We start from the raw sequence: 18,126 nt of genomic DNA on the forward strand, positions 1-18,126 counted from the left end.
TTACCAGAGCTTTGAAAATGCACTGACGGCATCAGATTTCGATACTTTTCCTGCGGCATAATCAAAGACATTTTCGGCAAAAGCCTTGATTACAGCATTGTCTTCCATGACAGGAAGCATTGGATTAATTGCCCCCCGGTTGAAGCGGATTTTCATGAGCGCGGAATATTGCATGGACTCCAGCATATTGTTTTCGAGCAGAGCCGTGAGACTCTTATTGCTGACAGGAACTCCCTTGTCATTTTTCTGAAGAAGGGCAAAATTCTGATTGTTCAGAAGGTAATTCAGGAATTTTGCGGCAGTTTTTGGATTCTTGCAGTCTTTTTTAATCGCATACATTGAAGCCGGCTTTAAATACCAGCCTGATTCAGTGGCACCAGGAGTCTGGATGAAATTCCCAAGAACGGCACTTCCGCCGATGGAGTCAGCTTCTTTTGCAAACAGGGAAATTTCGTTGCACCACAAAATCGCGCCGACAATCTTTTTGTCCTTTATGGCACTCAGTTTGATTCCCCGCTTTGGAGAATAAATCACATGCTCATCAAGAAGCAGCTTCATAAAATCAAAAATCTGGCCAAGCTCTGACTCAGAAATATTGAGCTTCCCGTTCACCGTAAACACTTTTTTGGAAAAAGTCTGCTCAAACCACGCAATCGCAAGGAAAAGAATGTGACGGTTGCTCAGAGTGAACACATACATGTCCTTCTGCCTTAAAAATTTTGCCAGAGAAAAAAGCTCGTCCCAAGTCGAAGGAATTTTCAGGGAATTTCTTTCAAAAAAATTTTTGTCATAGACAGGAATCGCCGTGTTGAATGCAATCGGAATCGCGTTCAGTTTGCCGGCGACTGTTCCATAAGACAAATCATTAATCGTATAGTTGTAAAGATTTATATAATCAGAAAGCTTGTTGATGTCATAAAATCCCTTCCCGTCTGGAGAATATTTTGCGAGCCACTCAAAATTTATCTGCATCACATCGGCACATTCACCAGTCTTGAAAGATTCCGCACAATTCTTTTCGTATTGGCTCCAAGTGTTATATTTCGGCTCAATTTTAATGGAAGGATTTTCAGATTCAAAAAGTTCGATTCCTTTCAGCGTGTACTCAGCCCGGCCTTCATTTCCCCACCATGAAAACTGAATCACGGACTGACCTTCATCCTTTACGGCAGAACAGGCGACAACAAAAAAGCAGAGAAAAACAACTATAATAGAAAGAAAATGCTTATTTTTCAGCATAGATTTCATCTTTCAGCTCCAAGAACAACTCCACGACAGCAGGATCAAAATGCTCGCCCGACTCACGCTCGATCAGGGCAAAGGCATCTTTGTAGCTCATCGGCTTTTTATAGCACCGTTCGGAAACAAGGGCATCGAACACATCGGCCACGGCCATAATCCGCGCACAAAGAGGAATTTCCTTGCCGGATTTTCCGTTCGGGTAGCCGCTTCCGTTCCATTTTTCGTGATGATATTTCGCAATGTCCGAGGCGATGTCCACATATTTTTTATCAGCAACGCCACCGATAATATCATAGACAATTTTTCCGCCCGCGCTCGCATGGGTCTTCATTATTTCAAATTCTTCCGGCGTAAATTTGCCCGGCTTGTTCAGGATTGCGTCTGGAATCACGATTTTGCCCAAGTCGTGCATAGGGGCAGCCCTCGTCACATTATCAATGTATTCTTCAGTAAGGATTTCGCTCCACTTTCCTTTCTTTTTGGCTTGTCTCAGAATCATGTTCACAAGATGGCTCGTCCGTTTTACATGCTGGCCAGTCTCGCCGCTCCTACTTTCTACAAGATCGGCAATCCCCATAATCGTCTTATTCTGAATTTCAAAAATCCGCATTTCATTGGCTTCGGACTTTGATTGAAAGAATTTATTTTTTTCCTCAAGTTCTTTTAAAACCTTGTGCGTGTAAATCGTGCTGTTCACGAGTGAAAAAATGAGCACGATGAAGCCGATTATTGAAAAATATTTCGTTGATTTGAGGTGAGAATCCATCTGGGCCTTTGACTGCCCGATATACACCTTCGACATCTCGGAAAGCGTGCTGATGCTCAAATTTACCCTGGACATAAGCGGGAAAACAAAAGTGTTCATGAACTGGGAAATCGATTCCGTTGACTCAACATCTTTCATCGTCAGAAGAACCCGGTTATAATTCAGATAGTTGAGAACATCATCATTAACGCTTCTGAACAAACGCTCCTTTTCAGAATCACGCTCCATTTTTTTTGTTATCTCGCCATGTGTTATCAGCTGCTGGCGGATTCCAAGCTCTACATTATCAAGTTCCTTCAGTCGTTCTTCCTGAGTTATTTTTGACGAAATCATGAACGAAGCCATGTTGTACTCGTATTTATACAAGAGGCTCCGGATTTCCTCGACATCGGCCTTTTCAACAAAAACCTGATTTATCATGGAATTGTAAAGTCTTGCCTGAACATCCATGCAATACCTGAGATAGAGAATTCCCAAAATTCCGACGAACTGAGCAACAAAAATTACAGCTAAAGCGCTTATTGAAAGACTCTTCTTCACAAAATAAAATTATACCACGCTTTTTAAAAAATGGTAAAAAATTCTTGCTTTGATTCCTGTTCCGAAGATTTTACCGGAAGCTAAAAACTGAGCCTGTATTCGCGCGGTGAAAGCCCGGTGTTCTTTTTAAAGATATAGCTGAAATAATGCGGGTCAGAGAATCCACATTCGTAAGCTATATCGTAGCCTTTCATTTCAGTCTCGCGCATGAGCCGTTTGGCATTTTCCAGCCGCACATTCGTGAGATATTCGATAAAAGTTGTCTTACATTCCTGAGAAAAAATCGTGCTGAAATGGTTCGGGCTAAGGGCGACCGCTTCGGCAACCGTTGTGAGCGTGGTGTTCTGGTCGGCGTAGTGCTCTTCGATGTAGCGTTTGGCCTTCAAAATCACATCTCCGTATTTTCCGGTCATTTTTGAGTCACGGTATTCCAACGCAAACGAAAGAACCTGCTCTACTTTCTTTCTGAAATCTTTTTCGTCACCCACAGCATCATCGATGAATTTTCGTTGCAGAATTTCCGGCTTCAATTTCTTTATGTCGCCGCCGAGTTTTTCAACGAGTTTTGACACCGCAAAAATCAAATCAACAAGAAGATAAGAAGCAAAAACGCTGAACTGGCCGGGATTATTCTTGATAAGCTCCATTGACTCGTCGATAATCGCAGAAATGTCATTCTTTCCGGCGTATTTGAGCCTTTCCACGAGCGGGTCATTTTCTTTGAGGTCAAGAATTCCTGTTGCCGAAGAATTTGCATTTGAATCAGGATTCAGCCCTTCTTCCAAGTCTTCCGAACTGATAATCCTGTTTTTTTCTTCCTTTCCGCCCATCTCAAGGATTTTTTTTGCATCCTCGTAAGAAAGATTGAGCTGAGAAAGATGCTCCACCGTTTTTCCAATCGTAGTAAGTACCGTACAGTCATCATTTTTTGTGGCGATGTGGGCGATTGCTTCTGCCGCATGGAAAATGCTTTCGTCAAGTTCCTCGCGTGTGCTTCCCTTGAAAATACAGACCAGAAGATTTGAATGATGGAAAAAACATTCCGCCTGTTCCCAGCTCGCCGAATAAGAATTGAGAAGTGAGCAGGCCTCTTCCTGATTATGGATATTGTCGGTGCGGCTTTTAATTCGGCTGATTAAGACTTTGTAAAAGCGTGAAATCAGATTAAGCCCAAGTTCCTGAGATTCCTGCATCACATCGCTCATATCTTCAGAGCCGTGCACAAGATTGTTGAGGAATTCCTTCTTTTTGAGGGCCTCGGTAGATTTCAGCTCTTCTTTGAGACGGGAAATGTCCGAAAGCTGCTTGCGCTCCTTGTCGATTTGTACCGCCGTTTTTTGCAGGCTTTTTAAAAGCTCGTCGGGCGTGAAAGGCTTTAAAAGATAATCTTCGATTCCGATTGAAATCGCTTTTTTTGCATAGTCAAATTCATCGTGACCAGAAAGAATTATGATTTTAATCCACGGCTGAATCCGCTTTACCGCCTGGGCAAGCTGCAGTCCGTCCATGAAAGGCATTTTTATGTCAGTAATCAGAATGTCTGGCTTGACTTCATGCAGCATCGAAAGCGCAATCTCACCGTCCGTTGCCTCACCTGCAAAAGCGAAGCCACTAGATTCCCAATCAATTTTGGAACGAATTCCTTCGAGAACAATCGGCTCATCATCTACAACAAATACGCTATACATTTTTTACCTCTGTCATTTCTTCCTCGCATGGAATCTCAAAAGAAATCGAGCTGCCCTTTCCTGGCTCGGATTCAATCACAATGCCTTCGGTCTGCTCGCCATAATAAAGTTTAAGCTTTTTGTTCACATTGTAAAGCCCATAGACTGAATTCAATTTTTCTGAAACCATCAGGGAAAGCTCAAGCCTCACTTCGGCAAGCCTTGAATCTGTAAAGCCCGCGCCGTTGTCCTTCACTTCAAATCGGATTTTCGTTCTGGTCTCATCGGCATATTTTACTGAAACGGAAAGCTCTCCCCGCCCACGCTTGTTTTTGATTCCGTGATAAATCGCATTCTCAACGAGCGGCTGCAGCACAAGTTTTATCGTCTTCAATCCGAGCAAAGATTCATCTGCCTCGATTTTATAATTCAGAATATCAGCGTAACGAATTTTTTGAATCGTCAGGTAATTTTTGATATGGTCAAGTTCTTGCCCGATTGTAATCCATTCGTGACCGCGGCTCAAAGAAATTCGCAGGAAGTCGGAAAATGCCTTTGTAATGCGCACGACTTCATCAGTCTTTTCTTCCTCGGCGAGCCAGACGATTGTGTCAAAAGTGTTGTAGAGGAAGTGCGGCGTAATCTGAGCCTGCAAAGCCTTCATTTCCGTCTTCTGGAAATTCTTCTGCTCCTCAAGAATCGCGCCCGAAACTGTAAGAAAGCTGTTTGCCGAAACAAAAAGCGCGACGACCGTAATCAAAAACTGAATCACGGTCATTATAATAGAAGCATTTTTAATCGAAAGGTTTGTCTCCGAGGCCGATTCACTTTCCGCCACGATAAAATCCTGCATGATGTCCGAAAAAAGCTCGGCAATCGTACGGATTTCATCAAGGCTCTCCTCGTTCTGCTTTACCGTGCTTCCGAATCCCATCTGCGCGATAAGGATATGGATGTTCCGAAGCAAAGTTGCGCTGGCACGGGTCGCAATTTCAAGCTTGTCGCGGCTTTTGTTGCTTTTGGTTGTCCTGAGCATTTCTTCAAGCCCCAAAGTGATTTCATTCATCATCTCATACTGACGCCCCTGCTCGATTTTCTTTTTGCCGGAAATTATTGTCCAAAGTTCTTCGGGAATATCATTTTTGGCGATGCTGTTGATTCTGTTCGCGTTGCTGACATTCGAGATGATTTTATTGTACCGCTGCGTATGAATCTGTGAAACGGCGATAGAGAATATAGAAGGAATCAGTGTGATTGAAAGCAGAATGATGTAAGTGACTTTTACGGTCTTGCGGAGGCTCCTGTTCTTCATTAGTAACCTCTAGGCTCATATTTTGAGAAGTCATCGTATTCGGTGAAAACAGTCTCGTCAATGTAAGTGATTTGTGGAATCGATTTGTCCGCCGCAAGCTCTTTTACAAGCTGCATGAGCATTTCCCCGAGGTTCGGATTGCATTCCACCACGCAATTCAACTTTCCCTCGATAAGTGCATCGATTGACTTCTGCTCGGCATCAAAACTGATGATGATTGTGTCCAGCGCATCAATGCCGTAATTTGAAAAAGAATCCAGAAGCCCAAGCGTCATCGAATCATTATGTGAAAAAATCACGTCAATTTTCTTTCCATTGAAGTAAAGTCCGTCATTTTTAAAATTGCCGGCATCACGCGACTTTTGAATCAGATTTTCGGCGATTTCCTTGCCACGAGAGCGCAAAAAATCCCCGTTCTCTGTATGAATGATTTTGAATTTTGAATCCATCCCGATAATCTTTCGGAACCCTTTCGCACGGCCTTTCGCAATCGAAGAATTTTCGGTTCCTGAAATTTCAAGGATGTTGATTGGAGAAACTTCCCCGGTGCATTTTTCGACAAGAAATTTCGCGGCTTTTCTTCCTTCTTCAACAGAATTTTCGCCTAAGAATCCGGAATAAAGTGATTTGTCAGCATTTATCTGCCTGTCCACGACAATCACAGGGATGCCAGCATTTTTTGCCTCGCGGAGAACATTGTCCCAGCCGTCCTCAACAATCGGCACGAATGCAATGACATCAACCTGATACACGATGAACGAGCGGATTGCCTTGAGCTGATTTTCCTGCTTTTGCTGCGCGTCATCAAAAAGAATCTGAATTCCGTTCGACTCAGCCGCCTCAAAAATCGACTGGGTGTTTCGGGTTCGCCAGGCACTTTCCGAGCCAATCTGAGAAAAGCCCAGGATGAGCCGTTTGGTGTCTTTTTCAGGTTTTTTGCCGTTTAAAGTAAGAAAAAGAAGCGAGAACAAAACCGACAGCAAAATGATGATAACCGAGCAAATACAAATTATGAAGGAGCGTTTGAATTTCATTTTTTAACTTTTTTATTTTTATGAGAATTCAATTTTAAGTGCGAAATTTCATAAAGTCAAGTTTTATATTCAATTTTTCTGCTCAGCCCTTATTTTTTGATTCCACCGGGATTTGCTACAGGGAATTTATTCCGATATAAGCCGAATCAGCACGATAAGAAGCCGGAGTTTTCCCTGTGACCTGACGGAAGACTTCAAAAAACTGGCGGCGGCTTCCGAATCCGCATTCCTGGGCAATTTCTTCCATGCGGCTGTTGGTTTCGCGCAGGCGGGAGCAGGCAAGTTCTACGCGGCGGCGGGCAATGTACTGTCCGACCGGGATTTTCATCACTTCCTTAAAGCATCTTCCCAGATAATCAGGATTTAGGTCGAGGGCACCGGCAAAATATTTTACGGAGGCATTCGGATTGCTGAGTTCTTCTTCAATAAGCTCAAGGATTTTCTTTACAAGAGAATTTGATTTTCCTTCGGTGTGAGCAGGCAAAGCCTTTTCCTCAAACTGTTTTCCAAGTTCAAGAAGGATTTTTTCGACGAGATTATTGTACGAAAGAAGCGAATCTGAAGCCGAAGCAAAGGCCTGCAACGCCTCGCCGCAAAGATTTCCAATCTGGCCGAAATTCTGAATTTCCATTGTCTGCGGCAGGATAATTCCGTTTTTAAGCATTTCCGAGCGGCAGATTTTGCTTGAAAGTGTCAGTCCTGCCTCATCATCGTAAATTCTTTTTGGATGGAAAATACGAAGCTCATCATCAAGCTCCACCGCCTGATAAAAATGGAACCACCAGTACGAAAGAGGCTTTTCCGCGCGCTCAAGCCCCCTGTGGATGTGACCGGCTGGCAAAAGGAGCATGTGTCCTTCAGAAATTTCAAAAGGAATGCCGTTGTCTTCGATTGAGGCATGACCGTGCTTTCCAATCAGGAGCACGCTTTCCATTTCAAGGCAGCGGCGCATGTGTGTCCAGCCGGGATTGAGCATGGCAAGTCCGCAGACAGGAGAACGAGTCGAATCTACATGACGAAAATGGTAATATGGAAGAAAATCGCTTTCCAATATGAGCCTTCCGTTAAAAAGTCGGAATCCCGCACTTCTTCTCAATTTTATGTGACTAGTGGAATTTCATCAAGAGCCTATAATAAAAATATGAAAAAAATCACCAGATTTTGCGCCATTTTTTTGGCAGGAGTAACAATTATGAACGCAGCGGGCGAAAACCTCACGGAAATCCACACAAAAACAAGACTCACGGACGGAACGCTATTTTCAAAATCACAGAAAGTCGGGCTAAAATATGTGCTTGATTACAATCCCGACAGAATGCTTTCACCGGCATACACGGCTCTCGGCAAAAAACCAAAGGCGGAAACTTACGGTGGCTGGGAAAGCAGGCAGATTCAGGGGCACATGCTCGGGCATTATCTTTCGGCACTCGCAGGATTTTACTATCAGACAGGCAGCAAAGATACGAAGGAAAAGCTTGATTACACGGTCGGCTGCATAAAAAATCTTCAAAGAGCGGACGGATATTTCGGTGGAATCCCATCAACTCCGTTCGACACAGTTTTTTCCGGCGGCGGAAGCTTCAATGTGGACAGATTTTCGCTTGCAGACTGGTGGGTTCCGTGGTATTCGGTGCATAAAGTTTACGCAGGATTGATTGATTCATACATTTACGGTGAAAACAAGGATGCGCTCGATGTCGTCATGAAAATGGCAGACTGGGCAATCGCGGGCACGAGCAAAATGAGTGACAATGAGATTCAGAAAATGCTCACATGCGAGCACGGCGGAATGTGCAAGGTTTTTACGGATTTGTACGGAATCACGAAAAATGAAAAATACTTAAAGGAAGCGGAACGATGGATTCACAGGGAAATAATGTCGCCCGCGATGAAAAAGCAGGACAAGTTGCAGGGCTATCACGCGAACACTCAGATTCCGAAATTCCTGGGAATCGCAAGGCTTTACGAGCTTACAGGAAAATCGGAATACCGCACTGCAGCTGAATTCTTTTTTGACACGGTGACAAATCGCAGGAGCTACGCAATCGGTGGAAACAGCAAGGGCGAGCATTTTGGCAGGGAATACGAGGAGCCTTTGGAAAAGGACACATGTGAAACCTGCAACACTTACAACATGCTTGAGCTTGCCGAACATATTTTTGCATGGAACAAGGATTCAAAAATTGCTGATTTTTACGAAAACGCGCTTTACAATCATATTCTTGCAAGTCAGGAGCCGGAAACGGGTGCAAAAACTTACTTCGTTTCAATGCAAAGCGGATTCCACAAAGTGTACTGCACCCACGACAACGCAATGTGGTGCTGCACAGGAACAGGACTTGAAAATCCGGAACGATACAATCGCTTCATTGCAAGTGAATTTGACGGCAGCCTGTACCTGAATCTTTTCATTCCGTCAACAATCACCACGGACGACGGCTGGAAAATCAAAATTGAGACGAATTTTCCGTACAGTCAGAATGTAAAAATCTCTGTTGAAAATGCCGGAAGTAAAAACCTGAACCTGAAAGTACGCGCGCCTTCATGGTGCAGACAGATGACAAAAGGTGAGAACGGCTACACAAACTATGGAAAACTCTCGGCGACTTCCGTCATCAGCCTGGACTTGCCGATGGAACTGAACATAAGGCGGTCTCTGGACAGAAAAGGCAACTTCTCCGTAAAATACGGCCCGATTGTGCTTGCCGCAAATTTGGGAAACAAGGGAATGCCCGTCGACATCGTTGACGACCATTTGATTTACATGAACAGCGGAAAACTTGCAGAAGTCGAAACAATCACCGCTGATTTGAAAAATCCTTCATCGTGGATTCATGTGGCCGATGAAAAAACTCTCACCTTCACTACCGATAAATCTGCGAACGAAAAAGGAATTTCCTACACGCTCAGGCCATTCTTCGACATCCACCACACCCGATACGCGACATATTTTTCATCTATTAATATAGAAGAAAATAAACGCGCCGCCACTTTTGAAAAAATCACTGTGGACTATATTGAACCAGGAAGGCAGCAAAGTGAAGTTGAGCACAAATTCAAGACGGAAGGAACTCAAATCGGCTATGTGGAAAGCGTTGACCGGAACTGCCGGACTTTTGAGGAAAACGGCTTCGTGCGCTACAAGGCAAAGTTTGAGACAGGAGCAAAATCGAACAAAATCGTCATTACGGTTTTTGGAAAGGACACGGGAACGCTTTCAGTGAGCTACGGCACAACGGAACTGGAAAAAATCAACCTAAAAGGTGACGGCGGAGATGAACTTCTGGATATTTTCGTCGAAGTGCCGAAAAAACTTGTGAAATCAAAGCAGAAAAATGTGAAGATTGTACGGGAAGATATTACAATCAAGGGAAGTCAAGGAGCAAGGCTCCTTGAGGTGCGGGTTACAAAGTAATTTCTTCAATCATCAGCTTGCTCCGGCCGTCATCGGTGCGGTCATAGGCGTGATAGACGAGGTAGATTTTTCCGTCATCATCCTTGAACACCGTGTTATGACCGGGACCAGCCCATCTTTCAAAGGTGAACGAATCGCGCAAAGTCGTGCCGCCGCCATGAAGCATGTCCACGCCGTCAGAATCAATGTAAGGTCCTGTAATTTCATCAGAAATTCCAAGCACGATATGATAGGAACTCGCCGTTCCCCGGCAGCAGAAATCATGCGATGCAAAAAGATAATAATGTCCTTTATGAGGAAAAATAAATCCGCCCTCAACAGGATTAGGATCAGGCTGCTTTTCGCCGGACTTCTGTCTTGAGGCAATGAATTTCGCCTGTGAGCCGGGCTTAACGAATCCTTTTTCATCAAGAGGGAACATAACAAGTCCGCCCCAGAAAGAGCCGAACAAAAGCCAGTCATTTCCTTCTTCATCAGCACAGACGGCAGGGTCAATCGCATTAAAATTATCATCCTCGGTTGAGGCAATAACCCTTCCGCAATCCCGCCATTCATAATCTTTAGAAGAAGGATCGAGCGTTTTATTGCAAGCCATTCCAATCGCAGAAATATTTTTTCCGAAAGTGCTCACGGCATAGTAAAGCCGCCACTCGCCATCACGGAAAACGACTTCCGGCGCCCAGTAATCCTTTCCGTCATTGGCAGGAACATCTTTCCGAACCCACTCAGGCAAGTTCTCAAAGATTTTTCCGCCGTATTTCCACGAGAGCAAATCGCGGGAAGTGTAAAAATATCCGTGCGTTGAAAAACAATAGTAGATTCCATTTTCCTTAACGATAACAGGGTCATGTGCCGGAACATCAACAGTCAAATTAAGTAAAGCCATGTAATTCTCCGAAAAAAATCCCCGACACAAGCCGGGGAAAATTGCTAATTTGTCATTGGTAATTGCTAATTTCTCATTACTTCAAGCCACTCAGTGCTACAGATGCAATAATCTGTCGCTGGAATACGACGAACACGATGATGATTGGAAGCAGGGAAATCACGCTCGCAGTCAAAAGAAGCGGATAGTCCGTGTTGATTGCATACATCGCGTTCAGGCGGCTGATCATAACCTGAACCGTAAGAAGATTGTCATCGTGCAGATAGATGCTCGGAGCAAAATAATCGTTCCATGCGCCCATGAACCACAGGATTGCCTGAGCCGCAATAGCCGGTTTTGCATTCGGAAGCATAATCTGCATGAAAATCCTGAAATAGCCCGCACCGTCAATTCGCGCGCTCTCAATTACCGAAGTCGGGATGCCGCTCATGTACTGGCGGAGGAAGAAAATCATGCCGACATTGCCGAGCATTCCCGGAACAATCAGCGGAAGCCATGTGTTTACCCAGCCGATTCGTGCATAGATAATGAACTGCGGAATCATGATTACCGAAAAAGGAATCATCAGCGTGGCTAGCTCGGCCAAAAAAAGCTTTGCCTTGCCAGGAAAGCGCAATTTTGAGTAACTGAATGCCGCCAGAGACGAAACAAATGTACCCACGACAATCGTGCTCACCGAAATGATAATCGAATTGAGAATACCCCGCTGCAAGGCCGGTTCCATCTGCCAGACCCGCCTGAAATAGTTCGCCCACTGAGGCTCGCTCGGCATCGCAAGAGAAAGCTGTGTGGTCAAGAACTGGCCCGGTGTTTTAAGGGAAGACTCGAACATCCACACGAGCGGAATAATCATAACAATCGCACCGGAAATCAAGAACAGATAGATAAGCCGTGCTGCCCTTCCGTCGTTGAGTTTCTGTGAATCATAAGACGTCTTGTTCTTTCTTTTTTTTGTTTTTTCTACACTCATGACCATCCCCTATTCCAAATAATTTTCGCTTGCCGGATTCATTTTGAACTGGACTGCCGTTACAGCAAAGATAATGAGCGCGAGAACCCATGCCGCCGCACAGGCAAAGCCTTTTTCATCCGCACCAAATGCATGCTGCCAGATGTAGAATACGATTGTCGCAGAAGCATAATCCGGACCGCCGTCAGGAGTCATTATCTGAGGCTCGACAATCATCTGTGAGCCGCCGATGATTCCTGTAACTACGATATAGAATGTGATTGGCTGCATGAGAGGCCATGTGATTTTTCGGAAAATCATCCATCGGCTTGCACCGTCGATAACGGCAGCTTCGTAGTAGCTTTTCGGCATGTTCTGCAACGCACCGAGATACAAAAGGGCTGTTCCGCCGACACCACGCCAAACGCACATAACCATAATCGCAGGTTTTACAGTGTGGGCGTTCTGGAGCCAGTTCGGAAGCTTTTCTTTCGGAATACCGATTGCAGACAAAACCTGATTCAAAAGACCATAATCGCCGTTGTAAAGCCATCCCCACAAAAGTGCGACCGCAACGATTGAAGAAACGACCGGAATGTAATAAATGACTCGGAAAACTTTTACGCCAGGCAACTCACTGTTAAAAGCAAGAGCGAGGGCGAAAGCCCAAACAAGTCCTAGAGGAATACCAATCATGTACCAGAAAGTATTCCAAAGGGCTTTCCAGAACTGAATGTCACTGAAAAGTTCCTTATAATTTTCAAATCCACAGAAGAACCATGAGCGAGACTCAGCATCCATAGAAAAAATCTGAGTAAGGTCTGTCATGGAGTCCCAACGGGTAAAACTTGCAAAAATTGAAAAAAGAAACGGGCCTGAAACGAAAAGGAAAAATCCTATGATTGGTGGAAGAACAAAGAGCAAGCCCATGATAGCTTCATCATTCCACTTCTTCTTTTTATTCTTTTTACTTTTGTTATCTGTAAGCGTTTTTGACATAAGAAGCACCTCGCAATCAGCAGATGGTACTTGTTTTTCACTCATACCATCCGCAAGATTCATTTATTTTTTGTTACGAGCAGCGCTCTGTTTTGCTCTCTGAAGGGCTTTATCAAGCTCCCTCTGCATCTGAGGCTGAATTTTAGTACAGTAATCTTTCGCAGACATTTTTCCGTCAAGAACTTTCTGAATTCCCATATAGAATTTGTCGTACCAGACGCTGTTATATGTGTAATCAGAAGGCCAAGCCCGGCCAGTCTTTGAAATGATGTTGATGTATTCCTGTCGGTTAGCAGGTTTTCCAGGTTTTGAAGTGTAGCGAGTAGCCAACGACTTCAAGTTTGGAATCTGCAAGTCCATGTCCGAATACATTTTGTTTGCTTCCTCATCAGCTGAAAGATAAAGCGCAAGCTCTGCAGCAAGTTTCGGATTCTTTGAATTTGCAGCGACCGCATAACCTACACCGCCACGGTAAGTAGCTGTCTGATTTGCAGAAGTGTGAACTGGCCACGGAATCAAGTCATATTCAAATTTGATAACTTCCGGGTCATTGAATTTTGCAAGATCCCACGGACCTGCAGGGAAGAAGCCAAGCTCGCCCTTAATCCATCGCTGGTAAGTGTCCAAAGACTGAGCCTGTGTAGCTGTCGGTGTGACAGGCTTGAATTTTGAAAGTCCGTCAACAGGATACTGGCTGTTTCCGAGGGTCATGTTTGCCCAATACTGCAATGCCTCAACGAATTTCGGGTCGCTTACAGTAACTTTTGTGTGGCTTGCGTCGAGGAAGTCGGCTCCGTTGCCCCATACGAACTGAATGAAAGCCCAGTGAATGTTAAGGCCTGTACCGAATGTGTCGTTCTGACCATCACCGTTCGTATCTTTTGTGAGTTTTTCACAGACATCGATGAATTCCTGCCATGTGTACGGTTTGTCTTTGCTTGGGAGAGGAATCTTGTATTTTTCAAACAATGTTTTGTTGTAAGCAAGAGCAAAAGGACCGAAATCTTTTGGCAAAGCCCAGATTGCACTGCCTTTTCCGAGTTCTTTTCCGTCATATCGGTAAGTGTCTACTGCGCTCTCATACAAATCCTCAAAATTAGCACCAGCTACACCCTTTACATAAGGTGAAAGGTCGAGGACTTTTTTGTTGTCAACATACTGACGGACACCGCCAGGGCCGAGATAGAAAACATCAGGCAAGTTGTTAGCAGCAAGTTGTGCCTGAATTTTCGCATCATATTCATTCTGTGTTGAAGAAATGAATTTAACCTTTGTACCCTTGTGAGTCTGCTCAAACCGAGCGATAACTTTGTCAAGGATTGCTTTTTCCTGTGGCTGTGCATAAATCATAAGAGTAAGCTCTTCGCTGAATGCAGCTGACACGCACATCATCGCGCCAACAAATGCCATAAGAATCTTTTTCATATTTTCCTCCTGTTAATTAAATTGTAAGTCCATTATTTATATATGTCAAGTTTTTTTGATACGAATCTGTTTTTTTTGATATATATAAGTTTATTTCAATAGAGATGCCCGGAAGCAGCAATTTTCCGAACATCCCCAAATTTTTACTTCTCGCGCTTGTTTCCCCAGAAATATTCTCCTGTTTTTTCGCCGTCAAAAGCCGTGAAAGTGATTGTGCGGCGGTTCTTGCCCTTCTTTTTCGCCCAGTCCACGGCATTGAGAACATATCCGCGGAAATTTCCAACGCCATCCAAAGAAACGCTGAAAGTGTAGCCGTCGCTTTCGAGCTTCCATGTTCCTGAATAAGAGCCGGAAACCTTGCCGTCCGCCGAAAGTGAAATCTGCTTTGACTCGGTAGGAATTCCGTCCGCAGTCACCACGCTCACAGGGTCAGCTTGTCCGAAAGGCTTGTAATCAGCGACATCCACGCCACGAACTGTAAGAATCGCATCATAATTTCCCGCGATGTCCGAAGCCTTGATTGCCTCAAGCTTTTCAGTGAAGTTTTTATCCTCGTAATATTCGTTCTGATTCAAGACAGGCCATCCGTCATCAGTGAAGAAAAGCTGGTGAACCTGAAGAAAAAAGTAGTAACCCGGCAAGAAATTTGTTCTGGCATGGCACGCAAAAAGAATTTTTCCATCGTTTGAGCGCAAAATGCTTTGTCCGCCCTGACAACGGAAGCTGAATCCTTTATCAAGTACATGGCCGCCAATGATTTTGCTTCCGATTTCATGGAAATTGCTCGCCGTCATCGCATCGAGGTACATGTTTTTGCCGCTTCCATCAAGGTAAGGACCAGTTACATTCTTTGACCGCCCCACTCCGACTCGATAATCCCAGTCAAGATTTCCCATCGAAACAAAACAGTAATAATATCCGTTCTCGCTGTTGTAAATGACCTGTGCGCCCTCATAAGCAGCCCCGAATCCGCCCGCGATTGCAGTTCCAAATGCACCAGGAACAGTGTCGGCAGGAGCATCGATTTCAGTTCCGTCAGCAGGATTTACAGGCTTGAGCGAAACAGAATCCACATACATCAGCGCGATTCCGCCTTTCCATGAGCCGTAAGTTAAACCCCAGCATTTTCTTCCTTTGATTTGGTACTCGACATTTTTTCCTGTGGCAACATCTGTCACAAATTCCGGGTCGATTCCGCCGAAACCATAAGACCAGCCGCCGGCCGTGTCAGCTTCGGAGCCTGTATGAGTGTCGTAGTTCGCAAGATTGTTACAATATTGATTTGCAATGCTCGGATCGTCATCATCCCATGAGCGGTCGTACCAAGTGTAGCGCACAAGATTCGACTGCTTGTAAGAGACACCAAGTTTTTTAAGGATTTCAGCAATTTTCGGGTCTTTTGAAGCAGCCTGAGCTGCCGGCCAGAAAGGGCCAGTCGGACTTGAAGAAATTGTAAGCGCGATTGCCGCATCAGGATTTCCAGGGGCACGGCTGTCTGTGATGATTCCGTGAATGAGATAATAAAGACCGTTCTGCTTGATTACGGTCGGTGCCCAAGTTGAAGCCTGAGCCATATTGAAGTGAACCCATTTGAGCCAGTCTTTGTCCCATTTTCGCTGGATGGCAGATTTAGACAGGCTTTCCCAATGAACGAGGTCAGTTGATTTTCGGATTTGCAAGCCTTTCTGACCAGCCCCGCCAATTGCGGCATCAGTTGAATAAACATAGTAAGTTCCGTCGTCGTCCTGAAAAATCTTAGGGTCATGGCAGTTGAGAGGCCCCCAAACATCCTGCGAGCCGTTAAAAGAATTGGCATTGGCGTATTTTGTGAGCACGGCCTTGTCAACATCAGATTTAGCAGCAAAAGCAGAAGATAAAAACGAACAAGTGAATGCAGCAGCAAGACCTGCCCGAACAACTTTATTCATATTTTTTCCTCCAAGAATTATTGATATGTTTTAACTTTTATTGATATTCAGTATAGCACACCATGTTTTAGAAATAAAGCAAAATTTTTGATAAATATCAATTTTTTTCGTAACAAATTACAAATCCTGTGGTATAATAAAGCATATAAATGCCGTTTACGCGGAGTTTAATATTTAAAAGGAGAAAAATATATGAAAAAATATATACAAAAAGCAAAATTTTTGCCTCTTTTATACCTCGCACCACTTTTTTATTCCTGCGGCTCAGTTCCAACGGATTTAAAAAACTATTCCCCGGTCGCAATCGTCACCGTCTACTCGAATCCTTCCGTGCCTTGGTACGATGAAAAATCCGGCGGAGAATCAGTTGAGGACGGAATTCTGAGCGGAACCGTAAACCGCATGATAAACAAAAAAAATCCTGAGACCGAAAAAGAAGCCGCACAAAGCCGAATCGACTACGCAAGCGAACTTCTTTCACAAAGAATGAAGGATTTCGGACTTGAAGTGATTGACCCGGACGAGCACAGGGATTGCACCGTCTACAAGGACACGGAAAGCACATTTTACGACTATCTGAAAAATACCGTTCCTGCAAAAGGATATAACGCCATAACAAATTCCAACGGCAAGATAAACCGGCTGGTCTGCAAGGAAACAGGTGCGCAAAGCGTTCTTTATGTGAATTTCCGCTTCCAGAAAGTGATGCTGAAAGACGGCGTAAGGAACAAAGGCGTGGCTGCAAGACTTGTGATGAGCGTATTCGGCACGGATTCAAACGGCAAGAAAATCATCAACAAGGAATACAATGCAGTTTCTTCAGATTACACAGATTTGATAAAATCTTCGGACTGGGACAAAGAAAAGCTGGTCTCATTTTTCCCGGAATTGGAAAATCAGCTGATTATAAACTTCCTCACGGATTTCACGAACAACGCGGAAAGCCCGGCACTCTCTGATTTAAAACCGACGGCCATAAAGATAAAATCGACACAAAAAGATTCGGAAACAAAATCAGGCAGTTCAGAAAACACAATCCAAGATGATGCGGTTCTTGCAGAAAAGCGTGCGACAGCCAAAAAACTTCTTGACCACGGAATGAGTGCGCAGGAAGCAGCAGAAATCACAGGATTGACAGCAGAAGAAGTTGAAAACCTGAAAAAATAAACTTTAGGAAAATGCAGATAAACACTTGCCGCGATTAATCAAAAAGAAAGCCCGCCTGCCAAAAAAAAAGGAAAAAAAGCAGACGGGCAAAAATTTTTTGGGGGTTTTAATAGATTATTTTGTCACTTTGAGACTTGTAATCGTAAGGCCACTTTCATTGAATGTGAGTGCCCCAGCTTTGATTGCGGTCTCGTAGTAGCCGATGAATTCAGAAATTCCACCATTCCACAGTGAAGAGCTGTATGTTACCCATGTTGCTCCATCAAGGTAGAACACAATAGAATTGCTCGCAAAGGAAATCTTGATTGTATGCTCCTGTCCGTCAAAGGCTGAATTATAAGCAAGCCCTGAACTGAGGGAAGCACCTTCTATAGTTGGATACGCATTTTTTCCGGTGAGAGTTGAGCCAGAAATCGTGTTGTTCCACGGGTCAAGATTCGGAATCGTAACATAACAGCCACCATAAGAAAGAATTTTTGCTCCCCAATCATTTGTCGTTGAAGGAAGAGTCGCCTTGAATTCAAAACTGAATCCGTTGGCTGCACTTACATTGAAAGCAGGAACCGTAATATTCGAGGTCTTACTTGCTGAAGAAGAATCGTTGAATGTGAGCGTATTTCCGTCAGCTGATGTTGCCCAAAGATTCGCCACATTCTTTTTATTTCATAAATTGCAATAACAACTTGAAACAACAAATTTGTTAAGCTGTTTTTCTATAAATTTTATCTAACTCAGCTTCAAATAGTTGAGCTGGAGTTTTATAACCCAATATTTTTCTAGGAAGATTGTTCATCCA

General features: G+C 44.1%; 14 protein-coding genes. 2 read left to right on the plus strand and 12 right to left on the minus strand.

Translation table 11 applies throughout. From position 1 onward, the window contains the following. The 6 genes from IJJ71_RS11370 to IJJ71_RS11395 all read right to left on the minus strand — a co-directional run bounded on the left by IJJ71_RS11370 (position 1) and on the right by IJJ71_RS11395 (position 7,612). On the minus strand, positions 1 to 1,239 hold the full coding sequence (locus tag IJJ71_RS11370; protein WP_296847136.1) for an ABC transporter substrate-binding protein: 1,239 nt from the start codon (positions 1,237 to 1,239) through the stop codon (positions 1 to 3). Then, positions 1,226 to 2,548 carry an HD-GYP domain-containing protein gene (locus IJJ71_RS11375; protein WP_296847138.1) on the minus strand — a complete coding sequence of 441 codons (1,323 nt, stop codon included), beginning with the start codon at positions 2,546 to 2,548 and terminating at the stop codon, positions 1,226 to 1,228. The genes IJJ71_RS11370 and IJJ71_RS11375 overlap by 14 nt, the downstream gene beginning before the upstream one ends. 80 nt (positions 2,549 to 2,628) lie before the next feature. Continuing rightward, a complete protein-coding gene (locus IJJ71_RS11380; protein WP_296847140.1) occupies positions 2,629 to 4,236 on the minus strand; it encodes a response regulator transcription factor in 1,608 nt (535 codons plus the stop codon). Next, complete coding sequence (locus tag IJJ71_RS11385; protein ID WP_296847142.1) at positions 4,229 to 5,527, minus strand: sensor histidine kinase; 1,299 nt, start codon at positions 5,525 to 5,527, stop codon at positions 4,229 to 4,231. The genes IJJ71_RS11380 and IJJ71_RS11385 overlap by 8 nt, the downstream gene beginning before the upstream one ends. Continuing rightward, complete coding sequence (locus IJJ71_RS11390) at positions 5,527 to 6,561, minus strand: ABC transporter substrate-binding protein (protein WP_296847143.1); 1,035 nt, start codon at positions 6,559 to 6,561, stop codon at positions 5,527 to 5,529. The genes IJJ71_RS11385 and IJJ71_RS11390 overlap by 1 nt, the downstream gene beginning before the upstream one ends. A 115-nt stretch (positions 6,562 to 6,676) precedes the next feature. Beyond that, a complete protein-coding gene (locus tag IJJ71_RS11395) occupies positions 6,677 to 7,612 on the minus strand; it encodes a helix-turn-helix domain-containing protein (RefSeq protein ID WP_296847144.1) in 936 nt (311 codons plus the stop codon). A 90-nt stretch (positions 7,613 to 7,702) separates the two neighbouring features. On the opposite strand from IJJ71_RS11395, the gene IJJ71_RS11400 reads away from it, so the two are divergent. After that, a complete protein-coding gene (locus tag IJJ71_RS11400; protein WP_296847145.1) occupies positions 7,703 to 9,976 on the plus strand; it encodes a beta-L-arabinofuranosidase domain-containing protein in 2,274 nt (757 codons plus the stop codon). On the opposite strand, the gene IJJ71_RS11405 is transcribed toward IJJ71_RS11400, so the two are convergent. From IJJ71_RS11405 to IJJ71_RS11425, 5 genes are all read right to left on the minus strand, one after another. Then, positions 9,966 to 10,862, minus strand: a complete 897-nt coding sequence (locus tag IJJ71_RS11405; RefSeq protein ID WP_296847146.1) for an arabinan endo-1,5-alpha-L-arabinosidase — start codon at positions 10,860 to 10,862, stop codon at positions 9,966 to 9,968. The two genes, IJJ71_RS11400 and IJJ71_RS11405, sit on opposite strands and share 11 nt — an antisense overlap. Positions 10,863 to 10,938: 76 nt before the next feature. After that, positions 10,939 to 11,832 (minus strand): carbohydrate ABC transporter permease, encoded by an 894-nt coding sequence (locus IJJ71_RS11410; protein ID WP_296847147.1) that lies wholly within the window; start codon positions 11,830 to 11,832, stop codon positions 10,939 to 10,941. Between the two features lie 9 nt (positions 11,833 to 11,841). After that, the gene (locus IJJ71_RS11415; RefSeq protein ID WP_296847149.1) at positions 11,842 to 12,855 is read right to left on the minus strand and encodes a carbohydrate ABC transporter permease; all 1,014 of its coding nucleotides are present in this window, start codon (positions 12,853 to 12,855) and stop codon (positions 11,842 to 11,844) included. Positions 12,856 to 12,873: 18 nt separating this feature from the next. Further along, positions 12,874 to 14,235 (minus strand): ABC transporter substrate-binding protein, encoded by a 1,362-nt coding sequence (locus IJJ71_RS11420; RefSeq protein WP_296847150.1) that lies wholly within the window; start codon positions 14,233 to 14,235, stop codon positions 12,874 to 12,876. 143 nt (positions 14,236 to 14,378) lie between these two features. After that, positions 14,379 to 16,163 (minus strand): glycoside hydrolase family 43 protein, encoded by a 1,785-nt coding sequence (locus tag IJJ71_RS11425; protein WP_296847151.1) that lies wholly within the window; start codon positions 16,161 to 16,163, stop codon positions 14,379 to 14,381. Between the two features lie 192 nt (positions 16,164 to 16,355). On the opposite strand from IJJ71_RS11425, the gene IJJ71_RS11430 reads away from it, so the two are divergent. Next, the gene (locus tag IJJ71_RS11430) at positions 16,356 to 17,330 is read left to right on the plus strand and encodes a hypothetical protein (RefSeq protein WP_296847152.1); all 975 of its coding nucleotides are present in this window, start codon (positions 16,356 to 16,358) and stop codon (positions 17,328 to 17,330) included. A 114-nt stretch (positions 17,331 to 17,444) separates the two neighbouring features. Here the strand turns inward: IJJ71_RS11430 and IJJ71_RS11435 are convergent, their stop codons facing one another. Then, positions 17,445 to 17,981 carry a hypothetical protein gene (locus IJJ71_RS11435; RefSeq protein ID WP_296847153.1) on the minus strand — a complete coding sequence of 179 codons (537 nt, stop codon included), beginning with the start codon at positions 17,979 to 17,981 and terminating at the stop codon, positions 17,445 to 17,447. Positions 17,982 to 18,126 lie beyond the last annotated feature (145 nt).

The sequence above is a fragment of the Treponema sp. genome, assembly GCF_017430385.1.
Taxonomy (GTDB): domain Bacteria; phylum Spirochaetota; class Spirochaetia; order Treponematales; family Treponemataceae; genus Treponema_D.